16 protein-coding genes are annotated in these 16,602 nt (G+C 59.1%); 8 read left to right on the plus strand and 8 right to left on the minus strand.

The window, feature by feature from the left end:
- Nucleotides 1-133: 133 nt before the first annotated feature.
- The 3 genes from B8783_RS15340 to B8783_RS15350 all read left to right on the plus strand — a co-directional run bounded on the left by B8783_RS15340 (nucleotide 134) and on the right by B8783_RS15350 (nucleotide 4,194).
- Nucleotides 134-1,939 (plus strand): ribonucleoside-diphosphate reductase subunit alpha, encoded by a 1,806-nt coding sequence (locus B8783_RS15340; RefSeq protein WP_407646335.1) that lies wholly within the window; start codon nucleotides 134-136, stop codon nucleotides 1,937-1,939.
- Nucleotides 1,940-2,181: 242 nt separating this feature from the next.
- The gene (locus B8783_RS15345) at nucleotides 2,182-2,472 is read left to right on the plus strand and encodes a hypothetical protein (RefSeq protein ID WP_084420956.1); all 291 of its coding nucleotides are present in this window, start codon (nucleotides 2,182-2,184) and stop codon (nucleotides 2,470-2,472) included.
- Nucleotides 2,473-2,580: 108 nt separating this feature from the next.
- Nucleotides 2,581-4,194, plus strand: coding sequence for a carboxylesterase/lipase family protein (locus tag B8783_RS15350; protein ID WP_084420957.1), 1,614 nt, complete (start codon nucleotides 2,581-2,583; stop codon nucleotides 4,192-4,194).
- Nucleotides 4,195-4,254: 60 nt separating this feature from the next.
- Here B8783_RS15350 and B8783_RS15355 read toward each other — a convergent pair whose 3' ends face one another.
- Nucleotides 4,255-6,456, minus strand: coding sequence for a TonB-dependent receptor (locus B8783_RS15355; RefSeq protein WP_084420958.1), 2,202 nt, complete (start codon nucleotides 6,454-6,456; stop codon nucleotides 4,255-4,257).
- Between the two features lie 60 nt (nucleotides 6,457-6,516).
- Entirely contained in the window at nucleotides 6,517-6,810 is a 294-nt protein-coding gene (locus B8783_RS18395) for a hypothetical protein (RefSeq protein ID WP_139792392.1), read from the minus strand.
- A 526-nt stretch (nucleotides 6,811-7,336) separates the two neighbouring features.
- Here B8783_RS18395 and B8783_RS15360 point away from each other — a divergent pair.
- On the plus strand, nucleotides 7,337-7,900 hold the full coding sequence (locus tag B8783_RS15360) for a lipid A-modifier LpxR family protein (protein ID WP_169711817.1): 564 nt from the start codon (nucleotides 7,337-7,339) through the stop codon (nucleotides 7,898-7,900).
- 194 nt (nucleotides 7,901-8,094) lie between these two features.
- Nucleotides 8,095-9,120, plus strand: coding sequence for a ribonucleotide-diphosphate reductase subunit beta (locus B8783_RS15365; RefSeq protein WP_084420960.1), 1,026 nt, complete (start codon nucleotides 8,095-8,097; stop codon nucleotides 9,118-9,120).
- Between the two features lie 108 nt (nucleotides 9,121-9,228).
- Here B8783_RS15365 and B8783_RS15370 read toward each other — a convergent pair whose 3' ends face one another.
- The 5 genes from B8783_RS15370 to B8783_RS15390 all read right to left on the minus strand — a co-directional run bounded on the left by B8783_RS15370 (nucleotide 9,229) and on the right by B8783_RS15390 (nucleotide 13,886).
- Nucleotides 9,229-9,897 (minus strand): DUF4167 domain-containing protein, encoded by a 669-nt coding sequence (locus B8783_RS15370; RefSeq protein WP_084420961.1) that lies wholly within the window; start codon nucleotides 9,895-9,897, stop codon nucleotides 9,229-9,231.
- A gap of 177 nt (nucleotides 9,898-10,074) precedes the next feature.
- Nucleotides 10,075-10,929, minus strand: coding sequence for a peptide chain release factor N(5)-glutamine methyltransferase (gene prmC / locus B8783_RS15375; RefSeq protein WP_084420962.1), 855 nt, complete (start codon nucleotides 10,927-10,929; stop codon nucleotides 10,075-10,077).
- Nucleotides 10,922-11,998: a peptide chain release factor 1 gene (prfA, locus tag B8783_RS15380; protein WP_084420963.1), complete on the minus strand. Its 1,077-nt coding sequence runs from the start codon at nucleotides 11,996-11,998 to the stop codon at nucleotides 10,922-10,924. Before prfA ends, prmC begins: the two co-directional genes overlap by 8 nt.
- An 89-nt stretch (nucleotides 11,999-12,087) precedes the next feature.
- Nucleotides 12,088-12,537, minus strand: a complete 450-nt coding sequence (locus B8783_RS15385; protein ID WP_084420964.1) for an MAPEG family protein — start codon at nucleotides 12,535-12,537, stop codon at nucleotides 12,088-12,090.
- Between the two features lie 20 nt (nucleotides 12,538-12,557).
- A complete protein-coding gene (locus tag B8783_RS15390; protein WP_084420965.1) occupies nucleotides 12,558-13,886 on the minus strand; it encodes a glucuronyl esterase domain-containing protein in 1,329 nt (442 codons plus the stop codon).
- A gap of 158 nt (nucleotides 13,887-14,044) precedes the next feature.
- Between B8783_RS15390 and B8783_RS15395 the strand changes: the two genes are divergently transcribed.
- Nucleotides 14,045-14,656: a DUF1214 domain-containing protein gene (locus tag B8783_RS15395; protein ID WP_084420966.1), complete on the plus strand. Its 612-nt coding sequence runs from the start codon at nucleotides 14,045-14,047 to the stop codon at nucleotides 14,654-14,656.
- A complete protein-coding gene (locus tag B8783_RS15400) occupies nucleotides 14,656-15,195 on the plus strand; it encodes a DUF1254 domain-containing protein (protein WP_084420967.1) in 540 nt (179 codons plus the stop codon). The genes B8783_RS15395 and B8783_RS15400 overlap by 1 nt, the downstream gene beginning before the upstream one ends.
- Nucleotides 15,196-15,646: 451 nt before the next feature.
- Here the strand turns inward: B8783_RS15400 and B8783_RS18870 are convergent, their stop codons facing one another.
- Nucleotides 15,647-15,871 (minus strand): hypothetical protein, encoded by a 225-nt coding sequence (locus B8783_RS18870; protein ID WP_407646323.1) that lies wholly within the window; start codon nucleotides 15,869-15,871, stop codon nucleotides 15,647-15,649.
- Nucleotides 15,872-16,043: 172 nt separating this feature from the next.
- On the opposite strand from B8783_RS18870, the gene B8783_RS18875 reads away from it, so the two are divergent.
- Complete coding sequence (locus B8783_RS18875; protein ID WP_407646324.1) at nucleotides 16,044-16,601, plus strand: hypothetical protein; 558 nt, start codon at nucleotides 16,044-16,046, stop codon at nucleotides 16,599-16,601.
- The last annotated feature ends 1 nt before the right edge of the window (nucleotide 16,602 follow it).

Consider the following 16,602-nt stretch of genomic DNA (forward strand, 5'->3'; position numbering starts at 1 on the left):
ACCGCATATATGGCGCTTCAGACAGATAATCCCTATATTTTACGGGCTGATTAAAGAGGTTTTGACGATGTCTGCGAGTAATGTTGCGACCAAAACAAAAGCATCCCTGCGCCGGGGCAAGCCCAAGGGGCAGATGCGTCCGGACCTCAAGGTTGTCTCCGATATGGAGATCACCATCGATCCGTCGCGCGATGCGTTGCTGACCGAATTTGGCAAGAAAACGCTGGAAGACCGGTATCTTCTGACGGGCGAAACCTATCAGGGCATGTTTGCCCGTGTCGCGAAGGCTTTCGCTGACGATCAGGACCACGCCCAGCGCATCTATGACTATATGTCGAAGCTCTGGTTCATGCCGGCGACGCCCATCCTGTCGAATGGCGGCGCAGATCGCGGCCTGCCGATCTCCTGCTTCCTCAACCAGGTCGGTGATTCGCTGGACGATATCGTCGAGACGTGGACGGAGAATGTCTGGCTCGCCTCCAACGGTGGTGGCATCGGCACCTATTGGGGCCATGTCCGCTCTATCGGTGAGAAAGTCGGCCAGAACGGACAGACCTCCGGCATCATCCCTTTCATCCGCGTTATGGACAGCCTGACGCTGGCGATCAGCCAAGGCTCGCTGCGCCGCGGCTCGGCTGCCTGCTATCTCGACATTCATCACCCTGAAATCGAGGAATTCCTCGAAATCCGCAAAGCGTCGGGCGACTTCAACCGAAAGTCCCTCAACCTGCACCATGGCATCAACATCACTGATGAGTTCATGGAAGCGGTCCGCAATGATGGCGATTTCGGTCTTCGCTCGCCGAAATCTGGCGAAGTGCTGCGCACGATCAATGCCCGCAAGCTCTGGCAGAAGATCCTGGAACTGCGCATCCAGACCGGCGAGCCCTACCTGCTGTTCACGGACACGGTGAACAATGCGATGCCGGCCCACCAGCGCAAGCTCGGCCTCAAGGTCCACCAGTCGAACCTCTGTTCCGAGATCACGCTGCCAACTGGCGTCGACCAGAACGGCGAAGACCGTACGGCCGTTTGCTGCCTGTCTTCGGTCAATGCCGAGAAATTCCTCGAATGGTCCAAGGATGAGAACTTCATCGAGGACATCTTCCGCTTCCTCGACAATGTGCTGGAAGACTTCATCCAGCGTGCGCCGAGCGAAATGGCCCGCGCGGTCTATTCGGCCAAGCGTGAGCGCTCTGTCGGTCTCGGCCTGATGGGCTTCCACTCCTTCCTGCAGACGATGAACGTGCCGATGGAAAGCGCGATGTCGAAAGTCTGGAACGAGAAGATGTTCAAGCACATCCGTGCCGGCGCAGACAAAGCGTCCGTCAAGCTCGCCAAGGAGCGCGGACCGTGTGAAGACGCGCGTGATGCAGGCATGATGGCCCGCTTCAGCCACAAGATGGCCGTTGCGCCAACCGCATCGATCTCGATCATCTGCGGCGGCACCTCAGCAGGCATCGAGCCGATCCCGGCCAATGTCTACACGCACAAGACGCTGTCAGGTTCGTTCACCGTGAAAAACCAGGAGCTCGAGCGCCTGCTTGAGACCAAGGGTGAGAACACTGATGAGGTGTGGAACACGATCCTTGAGAATGAAGGCTCGGTTCAGCATCTCGAATGCCTGGATGATCATGAGAAGTCCGTGTTCAAGACGGCCTTTGAGCTCGACCAGCGCTGGATCATCGAATTGGCGGCAGACCGCACGCCATATATCTGCCAGAGCCAGTCGCTCAACGTCTTCCTGCCGGCCGACATCAATAAGTGGGACCTGCACATGCTGCACTGGACGGCATGGGAAAAGGGCCTGAAGTCGCTCTATTATTGCCGCTCCAAATCGGTTCAGCGCGCTGGCTTTGCCGGCTCGGCGGACAAGGAAAAGGTCGTGGGTATGGAGATGCCACAGACCGATTATGATGAGTGTCTCGCCTGCCAATAGGCTTTTAGAGACCTTTCAAACTGAACAGCCCCGGTGCCCAAAGCGCCGGGGTTTTCGTTTTTGATGGCATATGCGTTTTCTTGCGCCTTATATTCATTCAACAAAAGCGGCCCCAAAAACCAATGGAATTTGAGTGACTTACAATCGGTGAGCCGCATGCTCATATTAAAAGGGCGGAGTGTTCAGGCCGCATCCAGTGCAGGCCAGATCGGCTGTCTTGCGCCCTCTTGAAAGCGCTTTTTATGGCGAACCGAATTTCCAAGAAGATGGTCACCTTCGAATTTCCGTTTCAGCTCGATGAGCTGGACGAGGAGCTGCCCGCAGGCGGCTATACGATCGAGACTGAAGACCAGGCGATAGATGGCATGAATTTCATCGCCCATCGCTGCATCGAGACGGTGATGGTGATCCGCCCGCCCAAGGGCTCTCACAAAGCGATCCGCTATGTCGATATAGACCCGGCGGGGCTTGAGGCTGCGCTTGCGCGCGATGCTGCTCAGGCCGAAGCCCTGCGAAGTGCCGTGAAAGCCTAGTCTCATTCGGCTCTGCCACGCCGGAATTTATCCCACCTGATTGCCCCGTGCCCGAACTTCGATTATCGATATAGTTAACTATAATGATGTCGCATGGGAGCGAGACACATGAAGTCGATTTTTACGCCAAGCCGGCGGTTTTTTCTGATGTCAGCGGCCTCTATTGCGGGCGCAGGCGCCCTGGCCGGCCCGGCCTGGGCGCGCCGTGCGCTCTTTCCCGTTGTTGAGACCGCGCAGGGCAAACTTCAGGGCGCAAGCTCAGGTGGTATATCGAGCTTCAAGGGCGTGCCTTACGGCGCGCCGACAGGTGGGGCGAACCGCTTCATGCCGCCGCAACCTGTCGAGCCATGGGGTGGTGTGCGCGAAGCCATAGCGTTCAGCGATGTCTCGCCGCAGATGCCCGGCAATCGCGTGTCCGACTATGCCGATCTTATTGCGTTTGACCGCCAGCCTGCCGGGCAGGGCGAGGATTGTCTGTCGCTGAACCTCTGGACGCCGAGCCTCGACAAGGAGGCAAAGAAGCCCGTCATCGTCGTTCTGCATGGCGGCGGTTTCTATGCCGGGTCTGGTAACTCCTTTGGCATGGACGGCGAGCGCATGGCGCGCTTTGCAGACAGTGTCGTGATTGCCGTGAACCATCGCCTTGGCGCGTTCGGCTTTGCGCATCTTGCCTCATTCGATGAAGATTTCGCCCAGTCCGGCGCCGTGGGCATGATGGACATCGTCGCCGCGCTTGAATGGGTCCGCGAGAATGTGGCCCAGTTTGGCGGAGATCCGTCGCGTGTTCTGGTCTACGGCCAGTCCGGCGGCGGCGCAAAGACGAGCAATCTGTTGGCCATGCCATCGGCGAAGGGGCTGTTCCATGCGGCCGGTGTGATGAGCGGCTCTATGCTGGAATCGGCCACGCCTGAAGCAGCGACCGAGATTTCCGAGAATCTGATGCGTGAACTGGGCGTTGCGCCGGGTGAGGTCCGCAAGCTGCAGGAGACCCCGTTCAAGAAGGTGCTGGCGGCGCAGGCCAAACTCGAAGCGGCCGACCGCGCGAAGGGAGAGTATCCGCGCAGCTTCGGCCCTGTGGTGGATGGAACGGCGATCCCGCGCCATCCTTTTGCGCCGGATGCGCCGGCTGTCTCTGCTGACGTGCCGATGATCATCTCGACCGCGCTCGATGAGCGAACCTATCGGATGATTGACTTTGATCTCGATGAGGCGGGCCTCTTGGCCTATGCCGAGAAACACGCTGGCGATCAGGCGGAAGCGGCGGTCGCGCTCTATCGCGCAGAAGATGCCGATGCGACGCCGTACCTCCTGAAAGCCCGGATGGATACCGACCTTTCCTTCCGCAAGAGCGCGTTTGCGCAAGCTGAACGCAAGGCGGCGCAAGCCAAGGCGGGCGGCGCACCGGTCTGGACGTATCTCTGGACATGGCCAAGCCCGGCCTATGGCGGGCGTTATGGCGCGGTGCATGGCATTGATGTGGGCTTAAGCCTCAACAGCGTTCGGGGTGGCCTGACTGGTACCGATGAAGCGAGCCTTCTCATGGCGGACCGGATTTCATCTGCCTGGGCGGCGTTCGCCGCGACGGGAGACCCGAACAATGCGCAATTGCCGGAGTGGTCGCCTTATACCAGCGAAACCCGTGCGACGATGATTTTTGATAATGAGACCCGCGTTGAAAACGATCCACGCGCGGACATAAGGGCGTTCTGGGAAAGCGTCTAAACACCGAAAAGAAACTCGGTCCCGGCATGTTGTACCGGGACCGAGTGATTGGGCCGAAGCCTAGAAGACGAGCCTGATGCCGCCGCGGATATTGCGTCCGGGGGCGGGAACCGTGTCTTTCAGGACAGATGTTGCATAACGAACTTCTTCATCGGTGACGTTGCGCGCCTCGATGAACAGTTCTGTGCCTTCGCGGCCAAAGCCGGCATCTGCCAGTGAGAACGCGCCGCGCAGATCAAGCGTGGTGTAGCCATCCGTTGGAAGTTCGCCTTCGGCTGGATCGTCCTGATCGCCCGCAACAGTAACGCTTGCCCCGGCTTTCCAGAGGCCCCAGTCACCATCAAGGGCGGCGTTGAACGTGACCGGCGGAATGAGCGGCAGGTTGCCGCCATCATCAAGCTCGGCGGACACAAAGTCGACATTTGCCGTCGCACGCCAGTCGGCGCCGAGCGGGCCATCGGTCACTTCATAGTCGGCATAGATCTCGCCGCCGGTGAACCCGGCATCTTCTTGCTGGAAGAGGAAGACCGGCAATCCATCGACCTCATCCACGAGTGCGCCGCCTTCCAGTGTCTCGCCCGGCGTCAGGTAGATGAAACCGTCAAAGTCTGCGTGGAAGAGGTTTGCACCGAAGCCGAAGCCATTGTCCCCGCGCCAGCGCACGGTGCCTTCGAGGTTCAGGCCGCGTTCCTTCTTGGTCGAGCTATTGCCGACTTCATACTGGCTTGTGGCGAGGTGTGCGCCATTGGCGAAGAGTTCGCTTTCTGTGGGCGCGCGTTCCGTCACGCTGAGCTGGGTGCCGACGAACCAGCCATTGTCCCAATGCTGGTGGAGGCCGAAAGACCCGGAGACGAGGTCGAAGTTGCGTTTGCCGAAGGTGGCGTTCTGAAGCTCAACCGCGTCATAGCGCAGGCCGCCTTCCACGCCAAAGCCGCCATCCCACTCACGGGTCTGATAGGCAAACAGGCCGGAAGACTTCGTGTCGGTCTTCGTGATGAAGGCTTCATCGCCAAAGGCGTTCAGCGACTTGTCGAGGGTCTGGAAGCCGATGGCCCCTTCCCATTCGCCGAACAGGGTGCCGACTTCGACACGGCCTTCTGCCCCGTCACTGACATAGCGGGTGCCGGGTTCGCCGGGGGCCTCAAACTCGATATGTTCATAGTCAGCGATGGAGATGTTGGCGGCGACCTTCGTAAACGGCCCGCCATCAATATCGGCGCCCGCGCGGAAATCATAACGGGTCTGCTCAAGGTCGATGAAGGGCATCTCCTCCTCGCCTTCTTCATGCTCGTGCTCGTCATGATCCTCGCCTTCGTGATCATGCTCTTCGCCGTGCGCGTGGCTGTGTCCGGGGAGGCCATAAAGTGCGGTCTGTCGGCGAATCGCCAGGCCAGCAAAAGCATTGTCGCCGACCCAGGAGAAACCAGCTGCAAGCGATTCAGTCTCTGCGAAGGAGTTTTCCAGCGTGTCGCGGATCTCTTCCTCTTCATGCTCGTGGTCATGACCATCCTCGCCTTCATGGTCCTCGTCTTCGTGGTCATGTTCTTCATCGTGGTGATCTTCACCCTCCAGGGCCCGCAGGCGAGAGGATTCAGCGAAGCCTGGAATATCGTAATTATCGAAATCACGCTTCGAGGCCGACAGGGAGAAAACGAACGGCCCGGCGACAAACTTGCCCTTCACCGCGCCTTCAGTGCCATCATTGACGCTGTTATAGGCCCCATAGGCTTCACCGGACATTGGCTCATCCGGGATCTCTTCGGCGATCAGGCCGTCGATGACATTGACCACGCCGCCAATCGCCTGGCCGCCATAGGCAAGGGCCGCTGGTCCGCGAAGGATCTCGATCTTGTCGGCATCAATGCCGTCAGACGCGACCTGATGGTCCGGGGAAGCTGCAGAGGCATCGATCACGCCGATGCCATTCGTCAGGACAAGGACCCGTTCAGCGCCGAGACCGCGAAGAACCGGGCGGCTCGCGGCCTGGCCGAAGTGTGTGGTGGAAACGCCGGGCTGGTTGTCCAGCGTATTGCCGAGCGAGGCCTGCAGCGACTGTACAATATCCTCGCGCGTGACGGCGGAGGCGTTGCCGATCATTTCATCTGTTTCGCGTTGCGGGCCAACGCCGGATACGATGACAGTGGACAGACGTTCAGGCGCTTCGGTTTCAGAAGCAGTGTCGACGGATTGTGCGAAGGCGAGCGGGCAGGCGCTCAGCAGGAGAGTTGCCGCAAATGCGCGGCGAAGTGGTTTCGGTGACATGGGTGTCAGTCCTTCAATCAATAGGAGGCAGCCCGTCCGGTTGGCGGGCGTTAAAGTTCGCTATTGCTGAAGGATGGGTGGACTTCGCGGCGGCGGCGCGCGGCCGGGTGGCTGCGACCATGGGCGGAACTCCAGAACCGGCTGGGAAATGGCGATCCGCGTGCGGAAAGGCAGCGGGAGTTGCGGTGTGACAGGGATCGGCGCGACTTCCGTCGTGACCGCATGCAGGTCACACGAAATTCCATAGTGCTCATGGGGCTGTTCGCCATGGGCCGCAGCGTCAAGCAGGGCTGCGCCCTGAACCCAGAGGAACAGAGCGGCAATCAGCGCCTTTAAGGCTATGGAAGATCTCACAAACCGCATTTTGTTACGAGATAACAAAAACGCGTGACGACGCAAGGCGCCAGAACAGGGCCGCTGCTGTGGCGGGCATGTTTGACACGAAATTGCTACGATTCTGGCGCAATCTTGGTGAGATTACATGCATTCTGGAACCGTATTGCAACACAGGAATTATAATTATTCAAACATGGCATGAATTGATGCTCAGGGACTCGGAGATACCAGGCATCCATGTTAGTTTGATAGTTCTAGGTCGCTCGATCGCCTGACGTGAGTGTGGGCCGAGCCAGAAAAGGGTTTGATTGCAAGGATGCTTATATCAATCGCCGCGCTTACGTTTGTTAGCTGCCAGGGGTGCACACCAGCGCCTGCGGTTGAGCCCTCTTCGACATCAGAAACCCAATACATCATATCATCGAGATTAGAGGCGCCCGAGCCCCTCGTCGATATGAAGTCCTCTTTTTCATTGTCGCAGGGACAGACGACAAACGCGCCGCCTATCGCCGTGCAGCCTTTTACCTCCCGCACGCGCGGGCCTGTGAGTGTTGATTATCGCACGACTGAAGCCCTCGGAAGCGTGCGCATGTCTGGCGCGGCACCGATTGTCGATTTTGAACGCCGTCGCCGCACAGCGAATATCGCAAATCCTGTTCGGTCCGTGCGTGACTTTGATGCCGAGATGGAATTCTCCGCATCGACAGAGCAGACGGGCCTTGGCTTTGATGTGGGGGTCGTTCCTCGGGTCAGCGTCAAGGAAGACGGTGAGTTTGCGCAGCGCAGCTTCGGTGGTGAAATCCGGATTGGCCAGAATTTCGATCAACGCGGTAAAGATGTGGATGCCAAAAGCTGGTATCTTTTCGCCGCTGCTGATGGTGAGGCCCTGGTTTACGAACCCGATGATGGCCGCAGCTTTACAAACAGCATGGCCCTTCGTGACCAGGTCACGGTCGGTGACATGCAGGCCGGTGTTTCCTTCACACGCGGCGCCGGACAGCTTTCGCTGAGCTATATTCACCGCGAGGTCGAATATAATGAGCGGGGCCTTCGCGGGCAGCAGGCCTCTGAAGACTTTGCGGGCGTCAGCTTCACGATTCGCCGCTAAGGCATTCCAGATAATATGGATTGAGCCGTAGCGGGTCTGCCTGCTTGGCGGCTGTGCGCCTTTATTTGGTGTAATCCTGTCCACAGGGCTGGCTCAGCCTGTGGAAATGCAAGTCTCATCAGCGGATATATCTTGCGCATCTTTACCCATTTTGGCACTATATGTGGTGCTGATGACAGGGAAAGGCGCGACCAATGGCAGACGGTATCATTCAAATTCCAGGTCTTCTCAAGCCAAGCAAGGCTTATAAGCCTTTCCGGTATCCGTGGGCGTATGACTTCTGGAAAATCCAGCAACAGGTGCACTGGCTGCCGGAAGAAGTGCCGCTGGGCGAGGATTGCAAGGATTGGTCGAACAAGTTGACCGACAAGGAGCGTAATCTGCTGACGCAGATTTTCCGCTTCTTCACGCAGTCTGACGTCGAAGTCGGCGCCAACTACATGGAAAACTACATGCCGCTCTTCAAGCCGGTTGAAGTGCGCATGATGCTGGCGGCGTTTTCGAACATGGAGACGGTCCACATTGCAGCCTACGCGCTGCTTTTGGAGACGATCGGCATGCCGGACAGTGAGTTTGGCGCCTTCATGGAATATGAGGAGATGGCCGCCAAGCACGACTATCTCGGCCAGTTCGGCGTTGGGTCGGACAAGGATATTCTGACCAGCATGGCTGTTTTCGGCGGCTTCACCGAAGGCCTTCAGCTGTTTGCCTCCTTCGCGATGCTGATGAACTTTCCGCGCTTCAACAAGATGAAGGGGATGGGGCAGATCGTGTCCTGGTCCGTGCGCGATGAGTCGCTGCACTGCGAAGGCATGATGAAGATGTTTCACACCTTCGCTGAAGAGACCGGCGCACTGACCAAGTCAGTGAAGGACGACATCGCCGATTGCTGTCAGACCGTGGTGAAGCTCGAAGACAAGTTCATTGATCTCGCCTTCGAGGCCGGCGAAGTGCAGGGGATGACCCCGCAGGACATCAAGAATTATATCCGCTACATCGCTGACTGGCGCATGGGGCAACTGAAGCTCGACCCGATCTACGGTGTCGACAAACACCCGATCCCGTGGCTGACCGAGATTCTGAACGGCGTCGAGCATGCCAACTTCTTCGAAGCGCGCGCGACAGAGTATTCCAAGGGTGCAACGTCCGGTGACTGGCATGGCGACGATGGCGTCTGGTCAACGTTCGACAAGCAGAAGCGGACGGTCGCCGCCGAGTAGCCGCCTAGGTTTCAAGCGGCGCGATCCGCACAAAAGAAAAAAGGGCGCAACCAGCTGGTCGCGCCCTTTTTGTTAGCCTTGAGATCAAGTCTGATCGTACGGCTGATCTTATTCCGCAGCTTCAGCCGGGCTTTTCTCGCTCGATGAATCGTCGCTTGAAGCTTCAGGGCGGCCGCGCGACAAGGTCGACATCACGCCATCCGTATCGGCGCTGGCGGCAGCGTCGGTCTTCTTGCGATAGGTGCGGCGCTTAGGCTTTTCTTCGGTTTTCTTGTCGTCAGCCTTTTTGCTGTCGTCGCTCTGCTCGGCGTCGATGACCTTCATCGGGTCGTCTTCAGTTTTCGGCTTGCGGCTGCGTGAGGACGTGGCGCGAGGCTTTTTCTCGCGCTCTTTCTTCTCACTGTCCTTCCGGGAGTTGTTGGAAGACTCCTGGCTGTCATTGTCAGACCGGTTCGACGACTCATTATTGTCATCGTTCGACGAATTATTGTTGTCATCGTCGTCTGACGAATTGTCGTCATTGCGGTTCTGATTCTTGTCTTTCTGGAAGCTGGCCACGATGCGAGCATAGTGCTCAGCATGCTGGAAATGGGCCTCAGCCTTGACCCGATCACCCGCTGTCAGGGCGTCGCGCGCATATTGCTGGTATTTGTCCAGAATCTGCTGGGCAGATCCCCGGATTTTCACATCCGGTCCGGTGCTTTCATAGTGCCGGTTCGGATTGTTGTTGTTATTGTTGCTGCCTGAACGGCGGCCGCGTCCGCGCTTGCGTTGCATACGCTAGATTCCTGATCCCATTGTGTCCGTTGTATCAGACCCTTTGCGTCTCATCCCGGCTGGGAATAACTCGGTGATGTTTCGCTTGCTCCCGGCGGGGCTCTGAATATGTAGAGCCGCCTGCCCGATAACTGCTGTAGCGTGCATTTGCAGGTTCGCCAAGCCCCTGACTGCGGATCAGCGCCTGGCGCAGACGACGCGGTCTCTCTGACCGCTATCCTGACGACAGCTGATCGAGTTAAACCCCGCGCGATCTAGAAGCGCCATTACAGCTTCGCGCTGGTCAAAGCCGATCTCGAAGACAAGCCATGCGTCCGGCTTCATCTGCTCTGCGGCAAGATCAATTATGCTTTGATAAGCCTCAAGTCCGCTCGCGCCCCCGTCGAGCGCGACATGGGGCTCGAACGCCCGCACGCTTTCATCGAGCGTGTCGATGACATCTGTGCGGATGTAGGGCGGATTGGAGATAATGAGGTCCATCTCGGCCCAGCCGGCCCAGTCCGACCAGCTCATCGTCTCGATGTGGCCCCGATCGGAAAGGTTGTGCATGGCAAGGTTTCGAGTGGCAATAGCGGCGGCTGGCGCTGATTGTTCAATGCCGACGCCCTGAAGGCCAGGATGATTGGCGAGCAATGTTATCAGCAGACAGCCCGTGCCGGTGCCAAGATCAGCGACCTTCACGTCCCGGCCCAAAGGCAAACGTGCCAGCGCCTCATCAACTACAACTTCGCTGTCGAGACGCGGGATGAGCGTGTCGGACGTGCAGTGAAAGGCGAGGCCGTAGAACCAGGCTTCATTGGTCAGATGCTCGTAAGGCTCGCCAGTTGCGCGGCGTTCAACAAGCGCGAAGAAACGGCCTCGCTGGTCTGCCGGCATTGGATCGTTTTCGATGCCGATGAGGCCAGCGGCATCCTTGCCGCAAACATGTTGCATCAGGTGGCGGGCTTCGCGCGCTGGCCGATCTATTCGAGCGCCTGCGAGTCGCTCAGATGCCGTCTTCAGATGAGCCCGGTAGCTATCCTTGTCATGCATCTTCGTCCATCGCAGCCAGCTTGCGTGCCTGATCCTCGGAAATCAGCGCCGTGATGACTTCGTCCAGCTTGTCGCCAGCAATGACCTTGTCGAGCGAGTAGAGGGTAAGATTGATGCGGTGGTCGCTGACCCGGTTTTCCGGAAAATTGTAGGTGCGGACCTTCTGGGAGCGGTCGCCCGAGCCGATCTGTTCTGAACGGGCTTCTGCGCGGGCCGCATCCTTTTCGGCGCGCTCACGCTCATAGAGGCGGATCTTGAGCTGATCCATCGCCTTCTCGCGGTTCACGTGCTGGGACTTTTCCGAACTCGTCGTCACGATACCGGTGGGGAGGTGAGTGATCCGCACGGCCGAGTCGGTCGTGTTGACGTGCTGGCCGCCGGCGCCGGACGAGCGCATTGTGTCGATCCGGATATCTTCTTGGCGAACCTCGATCTCGATATTCTCTGGTGCGGGCAGCACAGCAACGGTCGCGGCCGATGTGTGGATGCGTCCGCCGCTTTCAGTGTCCGGCACGCGCTGGACGCGGTGGACGCCGCTTTCCCATTTCATACGGCCGAAAACGCCGTCGCCTTCGATGTTGGCGATCACTTCCTTATAGCCGCCGACGTCGCCTTCAGACATTGAGACGACATCCACTTTCCAGCCTTCGAGCTGGGCGTAGCGGGAATACATCCGGAAAAGGTCGCCTGCGAACAGGGCCGCTTCGTCGCCGCCCGTGCCGGCGCGCACTTCCAGAACGACGCTCGCCTTGTCGTCGACATCCTTGGGGATGAGCAGAAGCTGGACTTCTTTTTCCAGTGCGGGCAGGCGTTCCTTGATGTCGTAATATTCTTCCGAGGCGAGCTCGGCCATCTCCTTGTCCGCGCCGTTCATCATTGTCTCGGCGTCTTTCAGCTCTGACTGTAATTCTATGAGGGCACGCGCCTTTTCGGCGACGGGGCGCAGTTCAGAATGCTCACGCGAGAGCGCAACGATCTCGTCGCTGTCTGTGGTCGAGCCCATACGGGCCTCGACTTCGTCAAACCGGTCGATGACCTGTTCAAGTCGGGAAGTGGGTATAGAAGCCATGGTCCGCCATCTAAACCGGAATGGCGATTGGGGGAAGCGGGGTCATGCGGCAGATGTAGGCCGACCGGGCGCGGCGGCCTTTTGCCAGCTTAGCCCGCGATACCCGGACTTGTGAGGACGCGGATCACTTCCTTGCCGGCCATCACCATGAGAACCAGCGTGCTGATCGCAAAGACCAGAAAGCGGTTGGTGACCTTGGAGGACAGGATCTGCACCAGAGAGTGGATGACGCGAAGCAGGACATAGGCCCAGGCCAGATACATGAAGATATTGTCGCCGCCGCCGGTCAGCGCTGCGAAGAAGACCAGCGCGTAGAAGAGTGTCGGCTGCTCATGCAGGTGATTGTAATTGTCCGCAATGGAGCGGACGTTTGCGGGGATCTTGGAATTGTAGCCTGCGTCCGGGTGGCGCGCATCGTCAGGGTTGATGCCGGCTTTTGCGAAGGCCGGAATGCGCGTCAGATACATCCAGACGAATATGATGAGCGTCCAGACGATCAGCGCCAGGACGGGCAGCAGGTCTTCGGTTTGAAATGGCATTTGGCTTTCCCCCAATATGATTATGGGGAGACATTAGCCTTATTCGGTTCGCCGGGCACCTCATTCCTCTGGGGCAGGGCGGCGTCCAGAAAATCCATGAAGGCGGTGATGTCCTGCTGGGTGATGCTGTGTCCGCCCGGGCGGATATAGTAGCTGATCGCCGCTGCTGGGTTGAAGTCCTGCATACCGGACTGGTCGAGCCCATCGGTGCCGTAAAGCTCGTAAACGCGGTCGGCGCCTTCGGCCATTCGATAGGTGGAATTGGGGTCTGACCAGACATCGCGCCGGCCATTGCCGAGGAAAACGGGCGTTGGGGCGAGGAGGGCCAGATACTGGTGCTGATCGACGGGCAAATCTTCGGTGTGATTGGCGTAGTCCACGAAGGTCTGATCGAACCAGTGCGGATAGCCATCAAGCTTGATGACGCCGAAGGCGCGCGCACCATGGATCATGCGTTTGACGGTCTCGCCGGTCGTTGAGCGCGAGGAGGCGGCGCCGCCAAAGCCGGACTGATGCGCGATCACGGCGCTTATCCGCCGGTCATAGACGCCGGCCACAATCACGGACTTTCCATGACGCGAATGGCCAAGCGCAGCGATCCTGTCCTGATCGATGGATGGGTCTTGTTCCAGCACATCAATGACTGCCGATATGCCTGCCCCCCACCCGGCCACTGCCCCTGTCGGCGAGGTGACGCCCTCGCCCGTCATCGCTGACATGATCCTTTGCGCGTCGCCATCGCGATCCGGGATCAATTCACCGGCGAGCCAGCTTGCATAACCATAGCCGCGCGCAAAATACTGGTCGGCCGGAACCAGAGCGATGAACTCGCCGAAAATCGAAGAGACAAAGCCCGGCATCGTGTCGTGGTCTTCGCAGCTGCCGCCATCAGGCGCCGTTAGCGGCTGGCCTGGAAAGGCTTCGCAATTGCTCGAGAAGCTCTGGCTGATGATCAGCGGCGACTTGCCATTGCCCGACGGCAGGGCCAGCGCGACATGGAAAATGCGGGCGCCTTCACCGCTGCCAACGCGGATCGTGAGCTCTTCCAAGGTGCCGGCACCATTGGCAAGGTCCGGATCGATCATGCGCCGGTCGACGAGCTCTACCGCCAGACCTGAGGGCCAGGGGCCATATTCGACGGTCTCGAATGTCTTCAGCAGGTCGGCGCGGCCGGACTCCCATTCGCCAAGCGTTTCAGCCGTGATGGCGGGGCGGGCCTCTGGTTTGTTCTCTGTGTCGAGACTGGCATAATTGAGGCCGAGCATCGTGCAGCTCGACATCAGTGCAAGGATGACCAGCACGACGGCAAGTCGGACGATCCAGCCGACAATGTTCAGGACGAGACCCATGAATGTACTCCTGTGGGCCAGAGACATAGCAGCCGGGCGGCAGGCCGCCCACCCTTAATCAAGCCGTTCACCGTTTCTTGATAGCGCCGACATGCAGGCACTGTTATCGTGGCATTTTCCGGCAGTCAGGCCTGGGCGTTCCGGGGAGGGGGGCTGACATGCGTATATTGCTGATCTCGTTGATTGCTGCGGTTTGTGGCACGGCCATAGGCGCTGTGTCAGCGCTCTGGATGGGCGGCTTGCTGTCGGGCGGCCTGCGCATTGGCGACTCGATCAAAGTTGATGACTGGTCCAGCGACTGGTCAATCGGGTCTGAGGCGGCCAATCCTTATGTCCGCGCCAGGATTGCGCGCGTCGGTCTGCTGGCCTTGCGAAAGGAGGAGGCGGTCTACTTTAACCGCGCCGTCGATGATGAGGGCCGCGCCCTCACTGAAGCCTGCACATATCGCGTCAGTGCCGGCGCGCTTCCGGCGGAGTGGTGGTCAATCACGCTGTATGATCGCGATAGCCGTCTGCCGATGAATACCGATGGCGCGCTTTCCTTTGATGCCACAGATGCGGCTGACCTTGGTGATGCGGGCGACTGGTCTTTCACGATCAGCCCGGCGAAGGGGACAGGGCCAAAGCGCCAATGGGTCTCGAGCAAGGCGGCGGATGTGTTTGACCTTACGCTGCGCCTCTATCTGCCAACGGATGCTTTGCTGGATGATCCCGCCGCAGCGCTGAGACCGCCCAGGATTGAGCGTCTCTCGTGTGAGGGAGGTGTCTGATGCGCTGGTTGATTGGTCTTATCGTCTTTGTGCTCACAGCGATCATTGCCCATCTGGTGGTGCTGAATTCCATCCCGGCGAAAATCATGTCCACGGCGATGGAGCGGATGGCCGATCGCGGTATTGCCTTGAATGGGTGGACCGCCGCGCCGCGCATAACGCCCGAGACGCAGACAGTTGTGCGCCCGTCGCCGGATCTTTCCTATGCCATCTGCCGCTTCGACACCTCCGATGGCCCGGTCCTGCTATCAGCCCCGACAGCGCAGACATATGGTTCGCTGTCGATTTTTGATGACCGCACGAACAATGTCTTCGTTGCCAGCTTGCAGGACGGAAGCGACTTCGAAGGTGTCATCGCCTACCCGCCGGGCAATCCGCCGATAGAAGAAGGCCGCGGCTATGCCGCCAATGGTCTGAATACAGTGGAGATCGACGGCAAAGGCCTCGCTTTGATCCGGCGGCTCGCGCCCGATCAGGACACCCATGATCTGGCGGCAGCCCTGATTGAGGCATCGCGATGTGAAAAACTTGGTAGGTGAACGCCGTAAAATCTCACGAAAAGTAGGGTGACATCCGCCCGATTTCTTTCATATTATCAGACTTTAGAGTCCTGAAATGTGGGGAAATCATGCGTCTCTTTGCCGTTTGCGCGGCCATGCTTGGCCTGTCGTCATTAGGGCTCTCCCTGTCTGCGGATGCGCAGGCGGTAGGGTGCTGGAAAGGCGATGATCTGAAGTCTGCCTTCGACACCTCATCCGGGTCGGTCAGCGCCCGCATGAAGGCGCAGAATATCTCCAGCGATGAGGCCCTCGCAGAAACGCAGGCGCTTGGTATTCTGTATTGGAGGGATGCGGGTCTGAAGGCGCTGGAGGATAGCGGGGTCAGAACGACGCTCGACCTCTGCAAGTATGACAAGACCTGCGGTGTGCCTGTTCCGATGGAGGGCTCGGCTTTCGAGCGGCTGACCAAGTATAACGGGCATAATCGGCTTTACATGGCCGATATGCGCGACGCGCCTGCCGTACTGACGGCTGACATGGCCGCGCCAGACGCATCGATGGTCAGCTGGGCGCAAGAGACGCTCCAGTGCGACATCAGCCTGCCCGCGCCTCCGCCACCGCCGCCGCCCGCTCCTACGGGCGTTTGCGTGAAAGGTGAGCTGCTGGACAATGCGATCGACCAGAAGATGCAGACCGTCTTCGCAAGGCCAGGCACGGCGGCAGCCAGTGACGCGCTGACCTATCTGCAGGCCTATGCGATTCAAGCCTGGCAGGAGCGGGGCCGCGCCGGAGCGATGGATGGACGGGTCCGCTGGGCGCTCGCGCAGTGCGCAGAGGATGGATGCGGTGAGCCTGCGAGATTTGATACAGCGCCTTATGGCGGCCTGATGGCGTATTCCGCTGAGCTCGAAAAGTACAAATCCGGCCAGCGCGCAACGGTCCCTTACCCGCCGACGATCAAGCCGGAAGGTAAGATGCTGACTTGGGCAAATTCCGTGATTGGCTGCGACTGGGAGGAAAGAGGCTCTCTGCAGCAGACCTATGGGTCTATGTCACGCAATCAGCGCCTTCTGCTCGCAGGGGCCGATGTCGAGGGTGACCGCAGCTTCTTTGAAGACGCGCTGCTCTATGGCGGACCGTATCTGTCGCTCTGGTGGAAGCACAATGAGGGCCTCTGGTCGCTGCAGGATCGCGAATGGGCGTGCGAGAATTTCGGCCCTTCCGACCGTCGATGTGCGAATACCGAGGCCTGGGTGCGGAAGGTTCGCGATGCCGAATATGTCGCGAAATACGGCAATGGAAACTGGAACCAGCCGGTTGAGCGAAGCAGCGCCAATGCGGGCTACCGAGGCACCGTACCGAAGCCGACCTATCGTCCGCCTATTTCCTACACCCCGCGCTGCTATAATCAGGGCGATGGCACGGAGAAGTGTTTCTTCGACTAGG

It is taken from the genome of Henriciella litoralis (genome assembly GCF_002088935.1).
Classification (GTDB): domain Bacteria; phylum Pseudomonadota; class Alphaproteobacteria; order Caulobacterales; family Hyphomonadaceae; genus Henriciella; species Henriciella litoralis.

Coding starts and splice junctions, on each gene's coding strand:
- B8783_RS15340 (WP_407646335.1), top strand. CDS start 134: ATGCGTCCGGACCTCAAGGTTGTCTCCGATATGGAGATCACCATCGAT.
- B8783_RS15345 (WP_084420956.1), top strand. CDS start 2,182: ATGGCGAACCGAATTTCCAAGAAGATGGTCACCTTCGAATTTCCGTTT.
- B8783_RS15350 (WP_084420957.1), top strand. CDS start 2,581: ATGAAGTCGATTTTTACGCCAAGCCGGCGGTTTTTTCTGATGTCAGCG.
- B8783_RS15355 (WP_084420958.1), bottom strand. CDS start 6,456: ATGTCACCGAAACCACTTCGCCGCGCATTTGCGGCAACTCTCCTGCTG.
- B8783_RS15365 (WP_084420960.1), top strand. CDS start 8,095: ATGGCAGACGGTATCATTCAAATTCCAGGTCTTCTCAAGCCAAGCAAG.
- B8783_RS15370 (WP_084420961.1), bottom strand. CDS start 9,897: ATGCAACGCAAGCGCGGACGCGGCCGCCGTTCAGGCAGCAACAATAAC.
- prmC (WP_084420962.1), bottom strand. CDS start 10,929: ATGCATGACAAGGATAGCTACCGGGCTCATCTGAAGACGGCATCTGAG.
- prfA (WP_084420963.1), bottom strand. CDS start 11,998: ATGGCTTCTATACCCACTTCCCGACTTGAACAGGTCATCGACCGGTTT.
- B8783_RS15385 (WP_084420964.1), bottom strand. CDS start 12,537: ATGCCATTTCAAACCGAAGACCTGCTGCCCGTCCTGGCGCTGATCGTC.
- B8783_RS15390 (WP_084420965.1), bottom strand. CDS start 13,886: ATGGGTCTCGTCCTGAACATTGTCGGCTGGATCGTCCGACTTGCCGTC.
- B8783_RS15395 (WP_084420966.1), top strand. CDS start 14,045: ATGCGTATATTGCTGATCTCGTTGATTGCTGCGGTTTGTGGCACGGCC.
- B8783_RS15400 (WP_084420967.1), top strand. CDS start 14,656: ATGCGCTGGTTGATTGGTCTTATCGTCTTTGTGCTCACAGCGATCATT.
- B8783_RS18875 (WP_407646324.1), top strand. CDS start 16,044: ATGGCGTATTCCGCTGAGCTCGAAAAGTACAAATCCGGCCAGCGCGCA.